14 protein-coding genes are annotated in these 16,569 nt (G+C 71.6%); 4 read left to right on the top strand and 10 right to left on the bottom strand.

Going from position 1 to position 16,569, the window contains the following annotated elements; all coding sequences use genetic code 11:
* Nucleotides 1-66 precede the first annotated feature (66 nt).
* The 3 genes from VPA02S_RS16960 (at nucleotide 67) to VPA02S_RS16950 (ending at nucleotide 4,995) form a co-directional block, all read left to right on the top strand.
* Entirely contained in the window at nucleotides 67-912 is an 846-nt protein-coding gene (locus tag VPA02S_RS16960; RefSeq protein ID WP_062364867.1) for a universal stress protein, read from the top strand.
* Between the two features lie 62 nt (nucleotides 913-974).
* The gene (locus VPA02S_RS16955) at nucleotides 975-3,467 is read left to right on the top strand and encodes a cation-translocating P-type ATPase (protein WP_062364866.1); all 2,493 of its coding nucleotides are present in this window, start codon (nucleotides 975-977) and stop codon (nucleotides 3,465-3,467) included.
* A 16-nt stretch (nucleotides 3,468-3,483) separates the two neighbouring features.
* Nucleotides 3,484-4,995 carry a bifunctional aminoglycoside phosphotransferase/ATP-binding protein gene (locus tag VPA02S_RS16950; protein ID WP_081247565.1) on the top strand — a complete coding sequence of 504 codons (1,512 nt, stop codon included), beginning with the start codon at nucleotides 3,484-3,486 and terminating at the stop codon, nucleotides 4,993-4,995.
* Between the two features lie 43 nt (nucleotides 4,996-5,038).
* Here VPA02S_RS16950 and VPA02S_RS16945 read toward each other — a convergent pair whose 3' ends face one another.
* From VPA02S_RS16945 to VPA02S_RS16920, 6 genes are read right to left on the bottom strand one after another with little or no spacing between them, the layout of a single operon-like run.
* Nucleotides 5,039-6,235 (bottom strand): NnrS family protein, encoded by a 1,197-nt coding sequence (locus VPA02S_RS16945; RefSeq protein WP_062364865.1) that lies wholly within the window; start codon nucleotides 6,233-6,235, stop codon nucleotides 5,039-5,041.
* A gap of 2 nt (nucleotides 6,236-6,237) precedes the next feature.
* Nucleotides 6,238-7,356, bottom strand: coding sequence for a DUF8744 domain-containing protein (locus tag VPA02S_RS16940; protein ID WP_244883552.1), 1,119 nt, complete (start codon nucleotides 7,354-7,356; stop codon nucleotides 6,238-6,240).
* Between the two features lie 35 nt (nucleotides 7,357-7,391).
* Entirely contained in the window at nucleotides 7,392-7,736 is a 345-nt protein-coding gene (locus tag VPA02S_RS16935; RefSeq protein WP_062364863.1) for a metal-sulfur cluster assembly factor, read from the bottom strand.
* Complete coding sequence (locus VPA02S_RS16930) at nucleotides 7,733-8,200, bottom strand: Rrf2 family transcriptional regulator (RefSeq protein WP_062364862.1); 468 nt, start codon at nucleotides 8,198-8,200, stop codon at nucleotides 7,733-7,735. The genes VPA02S_RS16935 and VPA02S_RS16930 overlap by 4 nt, the downstream gene beginning before the upstream one ends.
* Nucleotides 8,201-8,218: 18 nt before the next feature.
* The gene (locus VPA02S_RS16925) at nucleotides 8,219-10,522 is read right to left on the bottom strand and encodes a nitric-oxide reductase large subunit (protein ID WP_062365387.1); all 2,304 of its coding nucleotides are present in this window, start codon (nucleotides 10,520-10,522) and stop codon (nucleotides 8,219-8,221) included.
* A gap of 35 nt (nucleotides 10,523-10,557) precedes the next feature.
* Entirely contained in the window at nucleotides 10,558-10,848 is a 291-nt protein-coding gene (locus VPA02S_RS16920; protein WP_062364861.1) for a DUF2249 domain-containing protein, read from the bottom strand.
* A 129-nt stretch (nucleotides 10,849-10,977) separates the two neighbouring features.
* Here VPA02S_RS16920 and VPA02S_RS16915 point away from each other — a divergent pair, with 129 nt between their 5' ends.
* A complete protein-coding gene (locus VPA02S_RS16915; RefSeq protein ID WP_062365386.1) occupies nucleotides 10,978-11,394 on the top strand; it encodes a hypothetical protein in 417 nt (138 codons plus the stop codon).
* A 12-nt stretch (nucleotides 11,395-11,406) separates the two neighbouring features.
* Here VPA02S_RS16915 and yihG read toward each other — a convergent pair whose 3' ends face one another.
* Genes yihG through VPA02S_RS16895 form a run of 4 tightly spaced genes read right to left on the bottom strand, consistent with a single transcriptional unit; the run spans nucleotide 11,407 to nucleotide 16,533 of the window.
* Nucleotides 11,407-12,279: a 1-acylglycerol-3-phosphate O-acyltransferase, YihG family gene (yihG, locus tag VPA02S_RS16910; protein WP_062365385.1), complete on the bottom strand. Its 873-nt coding sequence runs from the start codon at nucleotides 12,277-12,279 to the stop codon at nucleotides 11,407-11,409.
* Complete coding sequence (locus tag VPA02S_RS16905; protein WP_062364860.1) at nucleotides 12,279-12,917, bottom strand: nitroreductase family protein; 639 nt, start codon at nucleotides 12,915-12,917, stop codon at nucleotides 12,279-12,281. Before VPA02S_RS16905 ends, yihG begins: the two co-directional genes overlap by 1 nt.
* On the bottom strand, nucleotides 12,914-15,304 hold the full coding sequence (locus VPA02S_RS16900; protein WP_062364859.1) for an adenosylcobalamin-dependent ribonucleoside-diphosphate reductase: 2,391 nt from the start codon (nucleotides 15,302-15,304) through the stop codon (nucleotides 12,914-12,916). The genes VPA02S_RS16905 and VPA02S_RS16900 overlap by 4 nt, the downstream gene beginning before the upstream one ends.
* The gene (locus VPA02S_RS16895) at nucleotides 15,301-16,533 is read right to left on the bottom strand and encodes an NAD(P)H-dependent flavin oxidoreductase (protein WP_062365384.1); all 1,233 of its coding nucleotides are present in this window, start codon (nucleotides 16,531-16,533) and stop codon (nucleotides 15,301-15,303) included. Before VPA02S_RS16895 ends, VPA02S_RS16900 begins: the two co-directional genes overlap by 4 nt.
* Nucleotides 16,534-16,569: the final 36 nt, after the last annotated feature.

The raw sequence follows: 16,569 nt of genomic DNA, 5'->3' as shown, positions 1-16,569 counted from the left end.
GCCCGAAGATTCGTGCACCGCCCACATCCCGCGCCGGGGCGCGCGCATCACCGAGCAGGCTGCCTCATGAACTTCAGAACCATCCTCGTTCACCTGGACCGCTCCGGCCGCAGCGCGGCGCGTGCCGCACTGGCGGCCCAGTGGGCCAAGGCCCATGAAAGCCACCTGGTCGGACTGGTTCCCACGGGCTTGCATGGCGGCGTGGTCCCGGCCGGGACCGTCGCCGTGGGCATGACCGACTACATCGCCGATGCGGCCAGCCGCCTGCGGCTGCGGGCCGAGGCCGTCGCCCGGGAATTCAGGGAGGGCATCCAGGAGTCGGGCCCGCTGTCGTACGAGGTTTGCCTGGCTGACGGAGGGGCGGTCGATGCCCTGGTCCGGCACGGCCGCGCGAGCGATCTCCTGGTGCTCGGACAGGACGGCGACGGCTCGGATGCGGCGGACGCCACGGCACGCGGCCTGGTGCCGCAGGTGCTGGTGGAAGCCGGGCGCCCGCTGCTGATCGTGCCGTGCGTCGGGAACTTCAACGCACCCGCGAAGAATGTCGCGGTCGCCTGGGACGGTTCGCGGGAATCCGCGATCGCCATCCATGCGGGCCTGCCGGCGCTGCGGCGCGCAGCGCGCGTGACGCTGATCTCCTGCAGCCATCCGGGCGGTGCGGACGACGAGCGGCGGCTCCTCGTTCCAGAAATGCTCCAGTTCCTTCTCAGGCATGGCGTGCGCGCGAGTGCGCAGCGCGAGGTAACCGAGATCGACATTGCCGATGCGTTGCTGTCGCGCACCGCGGAGCTGGGCGCCGACCTGCTCGTGATGGGGGGATATGGCCATTCGCGCTTGCGCGAGCGGGTGCTGGGCGGCGTCACGCGGCGGATCCTCGCGCAGATGGCCGTGCCGGTCCTGATGGTGCACTGAGCCGGCCGCGGGCGCGCGCCGGCACGGCAGGCCCGCTCCCACGCAACCCAAGAAAGATCTCCGTGCGCGACAACCCGCCCCCGGGCCTGGCCGACGCCGAGGCCGCACGGCGCTTGCGCCGCGACGGCCCGAATGTCCTGCCCTCCGTTTCCCGCAAGGGCCTGGCCCGCATCGCCTGGGGCGCGCTGACGCAGCCGATGTTCATGCTGCTGCTGGCCGCCGCAGCGCTCTATGCCCTGCTCGGCGACCTGAGCGAGGCCGGCATGCTCGCGGTGTCCGTGCTGCTGGTGGGCGGACTGTCGATCTACCAGGAGCAGCGTACCGAGCGGGTCCTGGAAGCGCTCAAGGACCTGTCCAGTCCGCGCTGCACCGTCGTGCGGCAGGGGCGTCCCGTACGGATCGCGAGCCGCGAACTGGTGCGCGGCGACTGCCTGCTGGTGAACGAAGGCGACCGCCTGTCCGCCGACGCGCGGCTGGTCGAGGCCGTCGGGCTGCAGGTCGACGAATCCTTGCTCACTGGCGAGTCGATGCCGCTGGCCAAGCGTGCCGGTGGCCCGGGCGGCAGCGAGGGCCGGGCGGACGTGCTCCTCGCGGGCAGCCTGGTGGTGCGCGGCGACGGCGTGGCCGAGGTGACGGGCACGGGCGCCCACACCGCGCTGGGCGCCATCCACCGGTCCATCGCGCAGCTCGCGCCGCGCGCCAGCCGGCTGCAGGACGAACTGCAGCAACTGGTGCGGCGGGTGGCCTGGCTCGCGGCCTTCACCTGCCTGGCCGCGGCCACCGTGTTCGCGCTGCGGGAGGGCTCGTGGACCCAGGGCCTGCTGGTCGGGCTGACGCTGGCGATGTCGCTGATCCCCGAGGAGTTCGCGGTCGTCTGGAGCGTGATGCTGGCGCTCGGCGGCTGGCGTCTTGCGAAGTCGAACGTGCTTACCCGCCAGCCCCAGGCCATCGAGGCGCTCGGCACCATCACCGTGCTGTGCGTGGACAAGACCGGCACGCTGACGCGAAACCGCATGGCGCTGGCGGCCCTGCACGACGGTGCCGGCGAATGCGAGTTGCACGAAGCGGGCGAGGCGGCGGCGCAGCGCTTCCATCGCCTGCTGCAGGCCGCGGTCCGCGCCAGCAACGCGGAGGGCGTCGAACCGATGGACCGGGCGGTGCGCGCGGCCGCCGAGGCTGCGGGCCTGCGCTCCGATCCGGCCTGGGCGCCCGGCGTGCGCCGGGGGATCCGCGAGGGCTCGCCCTACGTGGTGCATTGGTGGCACGCGCCCGGCGTGCCCGGCGAGGCCGTGGCGGTCAAGGGCGCGGCGGAGGCCGTGCTCGGTCTTTGCGGCGCCGATCCGGCGCTGGCGCAACGGTTGCGCGAGGCGGCCGACCGCTGGAGCGCCGCCGGCCTGCGTGTGCTCGCGGTGGCCGAGGGCCGCGCTGCCGCGCCCGGCGACGACGCCGCGCTGCCCGAGGGCCTTCGGCTCACGCCGCTGGGCCTGCTCGGCTTCATGGATCCCTTGCGCGACGAAGTGCCCGCTGCCGTGCAGGCGTGCCGGCGCGCGGGCGTGCGCGTGGTGATGATCACCGGCGATGCCGCCCTCACGGCGCGGTCGATCGCGCGGCAGGCCGGGCTCGTCGATGGCGCCGCGGCGCATGTGATGACCGGCGCAGCGCTCGCCGCCATGGACGACGACGCGCTGCGGGATTGCGTGCGCGAGGTGCAGGTGTTCGCGCGGGTCGATCCGGCGCAGAAGCTGCGCATCGTGCAGGCCCTGCAGCAGCGCGGCGAGGTCGTCGCGATGACGGGCGACGGCGTCAACGACGCGCCGGCGCTCAAGGCGGCCGACATCGGCGTCACGATGGGCCAGCGCGGCACGGATGTCGCGCGCGAGGCCGCCTCGCTGGTGCTGACGGACGACAACTTCACCTCGCTGGTCGACGCCGTGCGCGCCGGCCGGCGCATCTTCACCAACCTGCGCAAGGCCCTGGGCTATCTCTTCGCGGTGCACGTGCCCATCGTCGGCGTGGCGCTGATCCCAGTCGTGCTGGGCGGGCCGGTGCTGCTGCTGCCGCTGCACGTGGTGCTGCTGGAGCTGCTGATCGACCCGGCCTGTTCGCTGGTCTTCGAGGCCGAGCCCGCGCCGGACGACAGCATGGACGTGCCGCCGCGCCGCAAGGAGGACACGCTGTTCTCGCTGGGCTCGGCCGGCCGCGCGCTGGCGCTCGGCGGGCTTGCGTTTGCCGGCGTGGCGCTGGTGCAATGGGTGTGCCGCGAGCGCGGCGCTTCGCCGGAGGTGCTGCGCCTGGCGAGCCTGGGCTCGATCGTGCTCGGCAACCTGTTGCTGCTGGTGTGGTTCCGGGGGGCCGGCTTCGGGCGCACGCACGCCAACGCGGTGTTCCATGCGCTGCTGGTGGGCGTCTGCGTGGTCTGGGTCCTGCTGACCGGTGTGCCGGGCGTCGGCGCACGGTTCGGCCTGGCGACCCTGCCGCCGCACTGGGCCCTGTGGGCCGCGCTGCCGGCCAGTTGGGCGGCGTGGCGCCTTTTCGTTGATTCTCATCGCCATTGAATCGGAAACAGGACAGATGGACACGACACTGGTGCAGGCGCTGCGCGAATCACTGCAGCGGGAAACCGGCGCGCGCGTCGAGCTGGTCGAGACGCACATCTCGTGGGTGCTGCTGACGGCAACGCACGCCTACAAGCTCAAGAAGCCCGTGCGCTTTCCCTTCGTCGACTTCGCAAGCATCGCGGCGCGCAAGCATTTCTGCGAGGAAGAACTGCGCCTCAACCGGCGTTTCGCACCGTCGCTGTACCTGGACGTGGTGCCGGTGTGCGGCGCGCGCGAGGCGCCGCGGCTCGGCGGCGACGGCGTGTCGATCGACCACGTGGTCCGCATGCGGCGCTTTCCGGAGTCGTCGCTGCTGCGCAACCTGCTCGCGGCCGGGCGGCTGGAGCCGGCCTGGCTCGACGGCTTCGCGCGGCGGCTGGCGGCGCTACAGGGTGCGGCCGAGCGCGTGGTGCCACCGTCCGCATTCGGCGCGCCGGACGCCATCGTTCGTGCGGCCGTCGATGTCGTGAGCCAGCTGCTCGTGCAACGCAGCGACAGCCGTCTCGCGACCCTGTCCGCATGGATCCGCGAACGCGCGCAGGCACTGCACATGGCCTGGATCGCGCGCCAGCAGAGTGGCGCGGTGCGCGAATGCCACGGCGACCTGCACATGGCCAATGTCGTCCTGGTGGACGGCGAACTCACCGCCTTCGACTGCATCGAGTTCGATCCCATGATGCGCCGGATCGACGTGATGAGCGACATCGCATTCCTCAGCATGGACCTGAAGGCCCATGGCCGCCCCGACCTGGCGTTCCGCTTCCTGGATGCGTGGCTGCAGCACAGCGGCGACCATGCGGGCCTGCAGGTGCTCGGCTTCTACGAGGTGTACCGGGCGCTGGTGCGGGCCATGGCCGCGGGCCTGGGGCCGCAGGCCGCATCGAAGCCCGACTACCTGGCCTGCGCCGCACAGTTGGCGCACAGCCCGCGGGGGCGGACGCGCCTGTTGATCACGCACGGGTTCTCGGGTTCCGGCAAATCGACCATCGCCTCGCAGCTGCTGTGCGCTGCGGGCGCGGTGCGCATCCGTTCCGACGTGGAGCGCAAGCGCCTGTTCGGCCTCGATCCGCTCGCCCGCTCCGCCGAGCGGGGCCTGGCCATCTACGGCGCGGAGGCCACGCGGCGGACCTTCGAGCGCTTGCGGGCCTGCGCGCGCGACGCGTTGCTGGCAGGGTATCCGGTGATCGTGGATGCGGCCTTCCTGCGCAGCGCCGAGCGGCGCAGCTTCCAGGTGCTGGCGGCCGAGCTCGGCCTGCCTTTCGCGATCCTGGACTGCCGTGCCGCCGAAGCGGTGCTGCGCCGCCGCGTGGCCGAACGCGGAGCCGAGGGCACGGACGCGTCGGAGGCCAGCCTGGAGGTGCTGGCGCGCCAGCTCGCAGTGCACGAGCCCCTGGAAGCCGACGAGCGCACGCTGGCCATCGAGGTCTTCACCGAGGACGCAGTGGACATCGCGGCGCTCGAGGCGCGCTGGCGCGCGAAGACTTGATCTCCGCTGGCCGAAGCGCAAGGCTCCTGCGTGCAGGGGGCGCTCAGCCGGGCTTGCCGTCCGCCCGGGCCCGGGTCAGCACCGGCCAGTAGCGCACCGCATAGAGGCCGAAGCCCAGGCTCCAGAATGCGGCGGAACAAAGCACCGCGGCGACCGTGTGCGCCGGCGCGGCCAGCGGCACGAGAATCCGCACCAGCGCGGCGAGCAGAACCAGCACGAAGCAGGCCGTGTCGACCTGGTCGGCGCGCAGCACCCGGCCGGTGTGGCCGCGCGACGTGCGCACCATCATGCCGATGATGAGTCCGCCCGCGGCGCCCACGGTCAGCGCATGGGTGGCGAGCGATGCCGGCACCGCGCCGTGCAGCGCGAGCGCCCGCAGTGCGAGGTGCACCGGAATCCATGCGTAGGCCACGTGCAGCACCAGCACCAGCGTATTGGCGGGCGCCTTCCAGGGCCGCCAGAGCAGCCAGCGCACCAGATGCGCGAGCGCCGCTGCCAAGGCGAGCGCCGCTCCGGCGACCGGTGGCAGGCCCGTGGCATCAGCCAGCAGCAGCGCAAGCACCAGCCCCAGCGCGGCCTTCTCGACCAGGGCGTGCCGCGTGGCGCCGGCGCCCGAGATGCCGTTGTTGGTGAACATCGGCACCACCCGGCCCGCCATCACGGCCATGATGAACAGCAGCACGTCCAGCGCCACCTGGATGCCCAGCCACGCCGGCACCTCGATCACGCCGAGCGCCGACAGGTGAAAGGCGAATGCGGCGCCCGAGAGCAGCAGCAGCAAGCCGACGAAGAAGTAGTTGCGCCGGTTGCGCGCGGCCACCAGCGGGCGCGCCAGCGCCAGCGCGCAGGCGAGCGGAAACGCCGCGTTGGCCACGGCGGCTGTCCACGCAAAAGGCGTGAGCACGAGCACGCGGCCCGCCACCCAGACCAGTGCCAGCGCCGCCAGCAGCAGCCCCGTGGGCGTGGGCTGCCCCGACCAGTTGCGCCCCGCGGTGAAAAGGAATCCGACGATCACCGCGAGCGCGAAGCCGAACAGCATCTCGTGCGCATGCCACATCGGCCCCTGCAGGTAGGCGCCGGGCAGCCAGCCCGCGAACTGCATCGCCCACAGCGCGATGGACAGCGCCGCGAAGCCGCTGGCCAGCAGGTAGAAGGGCCGGAAGCCGAGCTGCCACAGCGCAAAGGCCGGTGTCCGGGTGGAAGGAGGCTGTGCAGGTTCGAGCGGAATGAAGGATGCCACGGTCAGTCCTTTCGGGCGCCCTCGGCGCCATGTTGGATGCGCCACGCAACGGCCGCGCCGGCCACCGTGACGGCAAAGAAGACAATCGCGGCCGCATTGAGCGAAGCGCCGGCGGCGCGCAGCGGATCGCTGAAGCTCCCCAGCACCAACCGCACGACCAGCGACAGGTGCAGCGCGGCCAGCGGCAGGTAGAAGAAGGCGCCGAAGTGCAGCTTGATGCGCGCGATGGCCGGCAGCACGACCGGCGCATGCCCCATCACCATGCTGACGACGAAGCCCAGCCCCAGCGCGTGCAGTGCGATGTCGCGCGTGGGCCCTCCGAGCGCGGCCGCGGCCCAGGCCGCGCCGGCGATGCCGAGCCAGGCATAGCCGCCCAGCAGGCACACCGCCATGTAGCGGCTGATGCCGTGCGTGGCCACCGTGCGCCGCGCGATGTCGAACACCGCGAGCCACACGGCCAGCAGCGCGAGCGCCGTGCCGTAGGCGAGTCCGCCGGCGCGCGGGGCCGTGCCCGACCATGCGGCGCCGGCCAGCAGCAGCGCCAGCACCGCCTGCAGCGTCAGGCTGGCCGCGGGACGCCGGCGCATGAGCCGCGTCATCTCGAGCCGTTCGGCCGCGATCGTCATGACCAGGAAGGCGAACCACCACGGGAACACGGCGCCGCCGTCGCGGCCGATTGCGAGCATCAGGTTGCCGACCGCCCACGCCGCCGCGCCGGCCGCGAGCAGCAGCGTGTGCGCGGCGCGCTGGCGCCGCACCACCACCGCGTTCACCGCCAGGAAGCACACCGCCGCCGCCACGCCGAGCCACGCGCCGGCGGCCTGCTGCCCGAAGACCAGGCACAGCGCGCCGGTGCCCGATGCCAGCGGCGCCGCGAATGCCCAGCGATGCTTGACGGCCACCGCGCGCTCGATGCCGACCACGGTGCCCAGGAAGCCGCAGATCATCAGTGCGGCATGCACCAGCAGCAGCTGGCCGGTCCAGGCGAAGGAATGCGGGTCCGGCACCGCGACACCGAGCCGCCAGAGTCCGCCCGCGATGCCGCCCACCAGCGACGCGCCGGCCAGCGCGCCGAACAGCACGCGCGCGAGAGCCCGGCCGCGCATCGGCGATGTCTTCATTGGCCGTCCCCTGCGGGCGGCGGGGCTTGCAACGCCTACCATCCCATGAACTTTCTGGCGCCGGCACTCATGCGCTCGGGGCTCCAGGGCGGCTCCCACACCAGCTCGACGCGGATCTGGAGCTCGGGCGGCACCACCTTGTCGAGTTCGGCTTCCGCCTCGTCCATGATGAGATCGATCACCGGGCAGGCCGCGGAGGTCATCGTGAGCCGCACATGCGCCATGGCGGCATCCACCGTGACGCCGTAGACCAGGCCCACGTCGACGATGTTCATCGAGATTTCCGGATCGACCACGCGCGCGAGCGCTGCTGCGAGCGGCTCGCGCAGCGGCTCGGGCCCTTCGTACGGGAAGGCGGCCGTGTCCGCGGGCGAACTCACGCTGCCTCCCGTTCGGCGTGCGCCGCGCCGATGCGGCCTGCCAGGAACACCGTGGCCAGCGCCTCGCGGTTGCGCACGAGGTCGGCCAGCGTGTAGCGCTGAAGCACCGCGTGGAACGCCGCCACGGCTTCGCCCAGGATGCCCTGCAGGCGGCACAGGCCGGTGATGCGGCAGGCGCCGCCGCCTTCTCCAAAGCACTCCACGAGGGCGCCGCCCTCGGTGCGCTGCACCACGTCGCCGATGTTGATCGCCTCGGGCGGCTTCGCGAGCGCCAGGCCGCCGCCCTTGCCTCGGACGTTGGCCAGCCAGCCCTCCTTGCCCAGGAAGTGCACCACCTTGGTCAGGTGATGCTCGGACACCGCAAAGGATGCGGCGATCTCGCCGATGGTGGCGCGGCGCCCGGGCTGCGCGGCCAGGTAGATCAGCACGCGCAGGCTGTAGTCGGTGAAGGCGGTGAGCTTCATGGCTTCGATCGCGCCGCGTCACTGCTCGGCCACATGGCCTGCCTGGACGGCAAGGCCCTTGGCGTGCGGCCAGGCTTGCGGCGCAGCCTGCACCGCCGGACGGCGCAGCAGCCGCAGCGCATAGGCCGCGAGCAGCACCGCGCCCACGGCAAAGACGACGTCGCCCGGCACCCGCATCCACACCAGCGCCTCCATCACGCGGGAGTGCACGAGCTCGGCCGAGCGCGCGAACCACAGCCCCTGCGTGACGCTGGCCCAGGCCTGGTAGATGCCCGCGGGCAGCAGCGACAGGAACACCATCATCGCCAGGCCGATGTTGAGGCTCCAGAACGCCGGCTTGAGCAGCCGGTCGGCATGCAGCTGGCGCTCGTAGAGGCCGCGCAGGCAGAACAGCATCAGCCCGATGCCCAGCATGCCGTAGACGCCGAAGAGCGCGGCATGGCCGTGCGCGGCCGTCATGTTGAGCCCCTGCACGTAGTAGAGCGAGGCCGGCGGATTGATTGCGAAGCCGAGCACGCCGGCGCCAATCGTGTTCCAGAAGCCGACGGCCACGAAGCACATGACGATCCACTTGTAGGCGCCGAGCCAGGGCATGGCCTGCGAACGGCGCCATGTCTGCAGGGCCTCCAGGCCGATCAGCGTGAGCGGCACCACTTCGAGCGCCGAGAACACGGCGCCCACGGCGATCACCGAGGTCGGCGTGCCGGTGAAGTAGAGGTGGTGCAGCGTGCCCAGGATGCCGCCGAACAGGAACACGATGGTCTCGGCGATGATGGCGCGGTTGGCGCTCTCGGTACGCACCAGCCCCAGGCGCGTGAAGATCAGCGCGACCACCGCGGTGGCGAACACCTCGAAGAAGCCCTCCACCCAGAGGTGCACCAGCCACCAGCGCCAGTACTCGATCATCGAGTAGTGCGTGTGCTGTCCCCACACCAGCGAGGTCGAATAGAAGCCGCCGATGCAGGTGGCCGACAGGAACACCATCGCGATCAGGCCGCGCGAGGCCGAAGGCTTGACCAGCGCGGGCCACAGCGCACGGCCCAGCAGGAAGACCCAGAACAGCAGGCCCACGAACAGCAGCACTTGCCAGACACGGCCCATGCTGGTGTATTCGAGGCCCTGGTTGCCGAGCCAGAAGCTGAAGTCGACGCCGCGGTGCTGCAAGGTGCCGAGCCAGCCCGTCAGCGTGGAGCCGACCACGATGGCGATCAGTGCCCAGAACAGCACGTCGACCCCGAGCTTCTGCAGCCTGGGCTCGCGGCCGGACAGCAGCGGCGCGATGTACAGGCCCGTGGCCAGCCACGCGGTGGCGATCCAGAAGATGCCGATCTGCGTGTGTACTGTGCGGCTCACCACGTAGGGCAGCAGCTCGGCCAGCGGAAGGCCGAAGAACGAATCGCCCTCGACCGCGTAGTGCGCCGTGACGATGCCCATCGCGATCTGCAGCAGCATGAGGCCGATCACCGCGAAGAAGTACTTGCGCGTGGCCTTCATCGAGGGCGTGGCCACGGCGCCCAGCAGCGGGTCCGCCTGGGGCGGCTGCGCTTCGGCCTCGTGCCGCTGGCTGCCGTGCAGCCACAGCATGGCCGCAATGGCCGCCAGCAGCAGGCAGATGCTGGCCATCGACCAGACCGCGGCCGAGCTGGTCATGGTGTTGCCCACCAGCGGCTCGTGCGGCCAGTTGCTGGTGTAGCTGAGGCCCGTTTCTCCGGGCCGGTCGGTGGCCGCGGCCCAGGAGGTCCAGAAGAAGAAGGCGGTGAGCGCCTGGCGATCGGCGCGGTCGGGCAGCGTGCCCGGCGTCATCGCGTACTGGCTGCGCAGCGTGGCGAGCGAGCTGTCGTCGCCGAACAGCGCGTCGTAGTGCGCCGCCACCTCGCGGATCGCTTGCGCGCGGTCGGCCGGCACGGTGATCACGCCGCTGGCTGCGTCGTAGGTGTTGCGCCGCATCTGCTCGACCACCGTGGCCGCGAGCGCGCCGCGGTCCGCCGGGCTCAGCGAGTCGAAGTCCTTGCGAAAGGCCTGGGCGTGGCGGTTGCGCAGCGCCACGGCCTCGCGGTGCAGCCAGTCGGCGGACCAGTCGGGCGCGACGTAGCTGCCGTGCCCCCACACCGAGCCCAGCTGCTGCCCGCCGGCCGACAGCCAGACCTGCTGGCCACGCCGGATCTGCTCGCCGGTGAAGATCTGCTCGCCGTCGGAACTCGCGACCGCGCTCGGGATCGGTGGCGCGGTCAGGTAGATCTGCACGCCCAGGTAGCCGAGCGCACCGAACGACAGCACGAAGATGAAAGCGAGCCAGCGCCACAGCCGGTTGTTGTTGCTCATGATGTTTCCTTCTTGGGAATCCGGATCGATGGTGCTCACGCGCCGCCGCATCCACCGCAGCAGCCGCCGCTCGCATGCGCGTCGAAAGCCGGCACCTTGGTGATGGCCACGCGCCAGACCGTGGGGCCCTGCTCGAGGTAGTTCCATGCGAACCGGTCGGGCCACTGCGACTGGAACTGCGCATACAGCGGCCGGGGATCGTGGTCGTTCACCAGTTCGATGGCGCTGCCGACGTCGAGGGCGGCAAAGGTGGAGAAGATGTGCGCATGGCGAAAACGCGGCTCGAGCCTGCGGACATCGACGATGGAGGAGGGTGCGGATTTCATGGGTTTTCCTCGGTGGGAGCGAAGGGATCTGAAAGGTGTATTTCGGATGCACCTATGCTAGGAAGGCGCGTGCGGCGCCCCTTGATCTGCATCAACATCAGGAGCGAAGGCAGCGGCGACGCTCGCGGCATGCCTTCCTCTTCTTCGTCCTCTCTTTTCGACCAGCTGCTGCAGGCCGCGGCGGCCCAGCCCGAGCCGCAGCGCCTGCTGTTCGTGTTCGCCGAAGCCGAATTGCCCGGCGACGCCGATGCGGCGCAGCGTGCACGTTTCGAGGCGGGGCAGGGCGGCGCGCTGACGCCCGTGGCCTGCGTGGAAAAAAGCCTGCCGGAGCTCAGCACCTTTGCCGCACTGGTGGCCGAATCGCGCCGCGCGAGCCTGCCGTGGCGCGTGATGTTCGCGGCCGGCCTGTCCGGCGCGAACGGGCAGCCGCCCTCGGCCGAACGCATCGACAGCGCGCTCGAAGCCATGGTCGAGGGCGTGCGAAGCGGGGCCTTCGGCGGCTATCTTGCGCTCGACACCGAGGGCCGGCCGGTGCGGTTCGGCTGAGGCGCGCCCCAGCTACTTTCGAGCGCCGCGGCGCGCCGCCAGCCGCTCCTGGATCAGGCGGTCCTTGTCCTGCCACTGGGCTTCGATCCACTTGCGGGTGTGCGCGCGGCGCGCCTTGTCGCCCGACGGGCTCGTGCCCAGCAGATGAGGCGGAATGGCGCGCTGGCGGACATCGACCGCCACGGCCCGCACGTCGCCGCTGAGGAGCGCCCAGAAGCTCGGCGTCCCTTCGGGGTAGACGATGGTCACGTCGAGCATCGCCTCGAACTGCCCGCCCATGGTGGCCAGCGCCACGCCAAGGCCGCCCGAGCGGGGCTCGAGCAGATGGCGGTAGCTGCTGTTCTGCGCGGCATGCTTGGCCGCGGTGAAGCGCGTGCCCTCGACGAAGTTGATGACGGCCGTCGGCACGCGCTTGAACTTCTCGCAGGAGCGCCGCGTGGTCGCAAGGTCGCTGCGACCGGTGCCGCGGCCGCGCTTCATGAACGGAAAGTCGAGCGCCCACCACGCCAGCCCGATGACCGGAACCCAGATCAGCTCGCGCTTGAGAAAGAACTTGAGGAAGGGAATGCGCCCGTGGAAGATGCGCTGCAGCACCAGGATGTCGACCCAGCTCTGGTGGTTGCTCGACACCAGGTACCAGCCGCGCGGGTTCAGGCCCTCGACGCCGCGGACCTGCCATGGCATGGGGCATGCGCTGGCGATCCATGCGTTGTTGACGGCGACCCAGCCGCCGGCCAGCGCGTTCAGCGCCCGGTCGCAACCGGCACGCACGCGGTCGGCCGGCACCAGCAGCTTCACCAGCGCCGGCGGGACCATCAGCGCGAACGCGAGCAGCGTGTTCAGGCCGAGCAGCAGCCCGTTGAGCGCACCGCGCACCGAAGGCATCAGCCGCATGGCGAAAGCTCCGGCCCGCCGCCCAGTTCGCGCGTGTAGCGGCTGGGCGCGGGCCGCGCAGGACCGGCCTTCGGCGCCGTCACCGAACCCACGCTGACGAAGCACAGCGGCTCGTCGTGCCGACCGAGCGCGAACAGGGCGCGCAGTTCGTCCGACTGCAGCGCCTTGCCGCTGGTGAGCGCCGAGCCGTAGCCCAGGGCGGTCGCGGCCAGCAGCATGTTCTGGATGGCGCATCCGGCCGACAGGATGCGCTCGGCGGCCGGGATCTCCGCGTTGCCGGGGCCCATCCGCACGATCGCGAGCATCAGCAGCGGCGCGCGGAAGGCCTTCTCGCGCGCCTGGCCCTGCTGCTCGGGCGTGGCGGCGTCGTCGCGCTGCAGCAGCGCCTGCGCGAACACGTCGGCAAGCCGCTCGCGCTGCGGCGGCGGAACGACGACGAAGCGCCAGGGCACCAGGCCGCCGTGGTCCGGCGCCGAGGCCGCGGCGCCGAGGATCTGTTCGAGTTCGGCACGGTCGGGTCCGGGCGCACCGAGCCGCCTGGGCAGCACGGTGCGGCGCGCCTCCATCAGCGCGGCCAGTTGCCGCGCACTCGCGGGCGGCTCGGCCGCAGCATGGGCCACCGCATTCATCCGCAGCTTCCGAGATGGCCGCACTGCGTGCAGTAGTCGCAGCCGTCCTTGCGGATCATGGCGTGGGCGCCGCATTCGGGGCACTTGGCGCCTGCCATCGGGGCCGCCGCGGCCACCGGCGCTGCCGGCACGTCCGGTGCCGCGAGCGCCTGGCCCGCGCGGCGCGCGATCAGCTGCTGGATCGCATAGGCGATGGCGCCCGCTTCGGAGTCGTGCCACATCGGCACCTGGGTGCCGTCGGCCTTCGGGTGGTGGCCCAGGCGCACCGGCCCGCGGTCCCAGGCGACCTTGCGCATGTCGGCGAGCGCGCGTTCGAGAAAACCGCCGCGCGCAGCCAGCGAAAGCAGCCGCATGCTCGCGGTGATCCATTGCTGCGATTCGCCGCTCTGGCCCACCGGCATGAAGAATTCCACCGCCCGCTCGCGGCCGTCGGCCAGCGGCAGGAACGACACCACCAGGTAGAGCGTCTGCCGGCCCTGCTGCGTCCAGTACTCGATCTTCTCGGCGACGGCATCCAGCGCGCCCTTCGGCCGGCTCTCGATCATCGCGCGCATCGGATCGGCGGCAATGCGGGCCTCCGGCTGCGCGGCCGGCGCGACCTCCAGCACGGCGCCCAGGATGCTGTTGGGCCGGTAGGTGGCCAGGCCCTTGAGGCGGGCGGTCCAGGCCTGCAGGTAGAGGCCCTTGAAGTCTTCGTAGGGATAATCGGCGGGCACGTTCACCGTCTTCGAGATGGCGGTGTCGACGAAGGGCTGCACCGCTTCCATCATCGCCAGGTGGCCGGCCGCGGGCATCGACTGGGCCGAGACGAAGTACGCCGGCAGCCGGTCGGTGTCGCCGCCGAGGAAGCGGTACAGGCGCCAGGCGTGGTCCTCCACGTCGTACTCGGTGGTGCTGCCGTCGGCCTCGCGTTTCTTGCGCCGGTAGCTCCACGAGAACGCCGGCTCGATGCCGTTGGAGGCGTTGTCGGCGAAGGCCAGGCTCACGGTGCCCGTGGGCGCGATCGAGACCAGGTGGCTGTTGCGGATGCCGTGCATGCGGATCTGCTCCTGCAGCGCCGGATCCAGGCGGCTCGCGAAGCTGCCGCGCGCCAGGTAGCGCTCGGCGTCGAACAGCGGGAACGCGCCTTTCTCGCGCGCCAGCGCCACCGAGGCGGCGTAGGCCGCATCGCGCAGGCAGCGCGCGATGCGCACCGCCATGGCCCGGCCCTCGGGCTGGTCGTAGCGCAGGCACAGCATGGCGAGCGTGTCGCCCAGGCCCGTGAAGCCCACGCCGATGCGGCGCTTGGCCATGGCCTCGGCGCGCTGCTGCGGCAGCGGCCAGAAGGTGAGGTCCAGCACGTTGTCGAGCGCACGCACCTGCAGCGCCACGGCTTCGCCGAAGCGCGCGAGATCGAAGTGCGCCGCACCGCCGATGCCGAACGGATGGTCCACGAAGCGCGTCAGCACGATCGGCCCGAGGTCGCAGCATCCGTACGGCGGCAGCGGCTGCTCGCCGCAGGGGTTGGTCGCCTCGATGTGCTCGCAGTAGCGCAGGTTGTTGTCGTTGTTGATGGTGTCGGTGAACAGGATGCCGGGCTCGGCGAAGTCGTAGGTTGAGCGCATCACCAGGTCCCACAGCTCGCGCGCCGGCAGGCTGCGGTAGACCCAGCTGCCGTCGGCGGTCTGCGCTGCGCCGCGCGCGATCAGCTCGGCGCCGGGCCTGGCGCTGTGCACCAGCGGCCACTCCTCGTCATCCGCCAGCGCACGCATGAACTTGTCGCTCACCGCCACCGACACGTTGAAGTTGTTCCAGCGCCCCGGCGTGCGCTTGGCCGTGATGAAGTCCAGCACGTCGGGGTGGTCGATGCGCAGCACGCCCATCTGTGCGCCGCGGCGCGCGCCCGCGCTCTCCACCGTGGCGCAGGAGCGGTCGAACACGTCGATGTAGCTGCACGGGCCCGACGCCGTGGACGCGGTGGTGCGAACCTGCGCGCCGCGCGGGCGGATGCGCGAGAAGTCGTAGCCGACGCCGCCGCCGCGGCGCATGGTCTCGGCGGCTTCGCGCAGCGCCTCGTAGATGCCGGCGTAGCCACCGGCGTCCTGGCCCTGGATGCAGTCGCCCACCGGCTGCACGAAGCAGTTGATCAGCGTGGCCTCCAGCTCGGTGCCCGCGGCGCTCATGATGCGGCCGGCGCCGATCGCACCGGCGCGCAGGTTGGCGAGGAAGCGCGCCTCCCATGCCGCGCGCTGCTCCTCGGCTTCGACCGAGGCCAGCGCACGCGCCACGCGCGCGAACAGGGCCTCGGCATCGGTCTCGCCCGGCTTCAGGTATTTTTCATGCAGCACGTCGCGGCTGATGGGCTGCACGGGCAGCGGCTCCATGTTGCTGGCGTCTTCGCGCTTCATGCCGCGGCCTCCCCGGCCAGGCCGGCCGGGCGGATGCCGCCGAGCAGCCACCGCATCAGGTCGCGCACGGGACGGATCTCGCTGCCGAAGGGCAGCGCCCCCGCGCCGCGGAAGAACAGGCCGCGGTCCAGGTGGCCTTCCAGCGCGTGCCCGAGTGTCTTGTCGATGCAGAACTGGCCCCAGCTCGGGGTGCCGTCGCGCAGGCCGCAGTGCGCCAGGCAGTCGAAGCGCATGGTGCAGCTCTCCTTCTTGTGTGCCTTGTGCTGCAGCCGCTCCTCCAGCCGCAGGTACTTGTCGAGCCACGGCGTGCGCACCGCGCGCGCGGGCAGGCCCGCGGTGCTGACGAACTCGACGATGTCGGCGGGCTTGGCGTCGGCCAGCACCTGCTTGAAGGCCGGGTGCGCATCGCATTCGGCGGTCACCGCGAACGCGGTGCCCAGCTGCACCGCCGCGGCGCCGATGCCCTGCAGGCGCCGGATGTCCTCGAGGCTGCCGATGCCACCGGCCGCGATCAGCGGAATGCGCCCCTCGATGCCGGCCGTCTTGAAGAACTCGAGCACCTGCGGAATCGCGACGTCGAAGTCGAAGCGCGGGTCCTGCAGGTCGGCGACCTTGGCCGCGCCCAGGTGGCCGCCCGCGAGCCGGGGATGCTCGATCACGATGGCGTCGGGCAGGCGCCCCTTCTTCTCCCATTTGCGCACCACCAGCTGCACGCCGCGCGCATCCGAGAGGATGGGGATCAGCGCCACCTCGGGATGGTCGCGCGCGAGCTCGGGCAGGTCCAGCGGCAGGCCCGCGCCCACCACCAATGCGTCGATGCCGCAGGTCATGGCATGCCGCAGGTAGGCCTCGTAGGCGGTCAGCGCCTTCATCACGTTCACGGCGACCAGGCCGCGCCCGCCCGAGAGCTCGCGCGCCCGTGCGATCTCGCGGCCCAGCGCCTCGAGGTTGGCGGCGTCGATGCGCTGCCCGGCGTCCGGCTCGGCGTTCAGGTGGGCCGTGCGGGCCATCAGGTCGGGATGCAGCCGGCGCAGGTCGACGGCCGAGATCGTGCCCATGCCGCCCAGCCCGGCGACGGTGCCGGCGAGGCGGCCGGCCGACACGCCGACACCCATGCCGCCCTGGATGACAGGAAGGCGTTCGACACCCTTGAGGCGCCAGTTGCGCAAGCCCGCATCGCGCGAAAGCGCTTGCAGGGCGACTGCTGTTTCGTCAGAGGATCGATCCATCATGTTCCACATCAGGTTGATAGGGGCCGGTGCCGG

The sequence above is a fragment of the Variovorax paradoxus NBRC 15149 genome (assembly GCF_001591365.1).
In the GTDB taxonomy this organism is placed as follows: Bacteria; Pseudomonadota; Gammaproteobacteria; order Burkholderiales; family Burkholderiaceae_C; genus Variovorax; species Variovorax paradoxus.
This window is presented reverse-complemented; position numbering and strand designations above follow the sequence as displayed.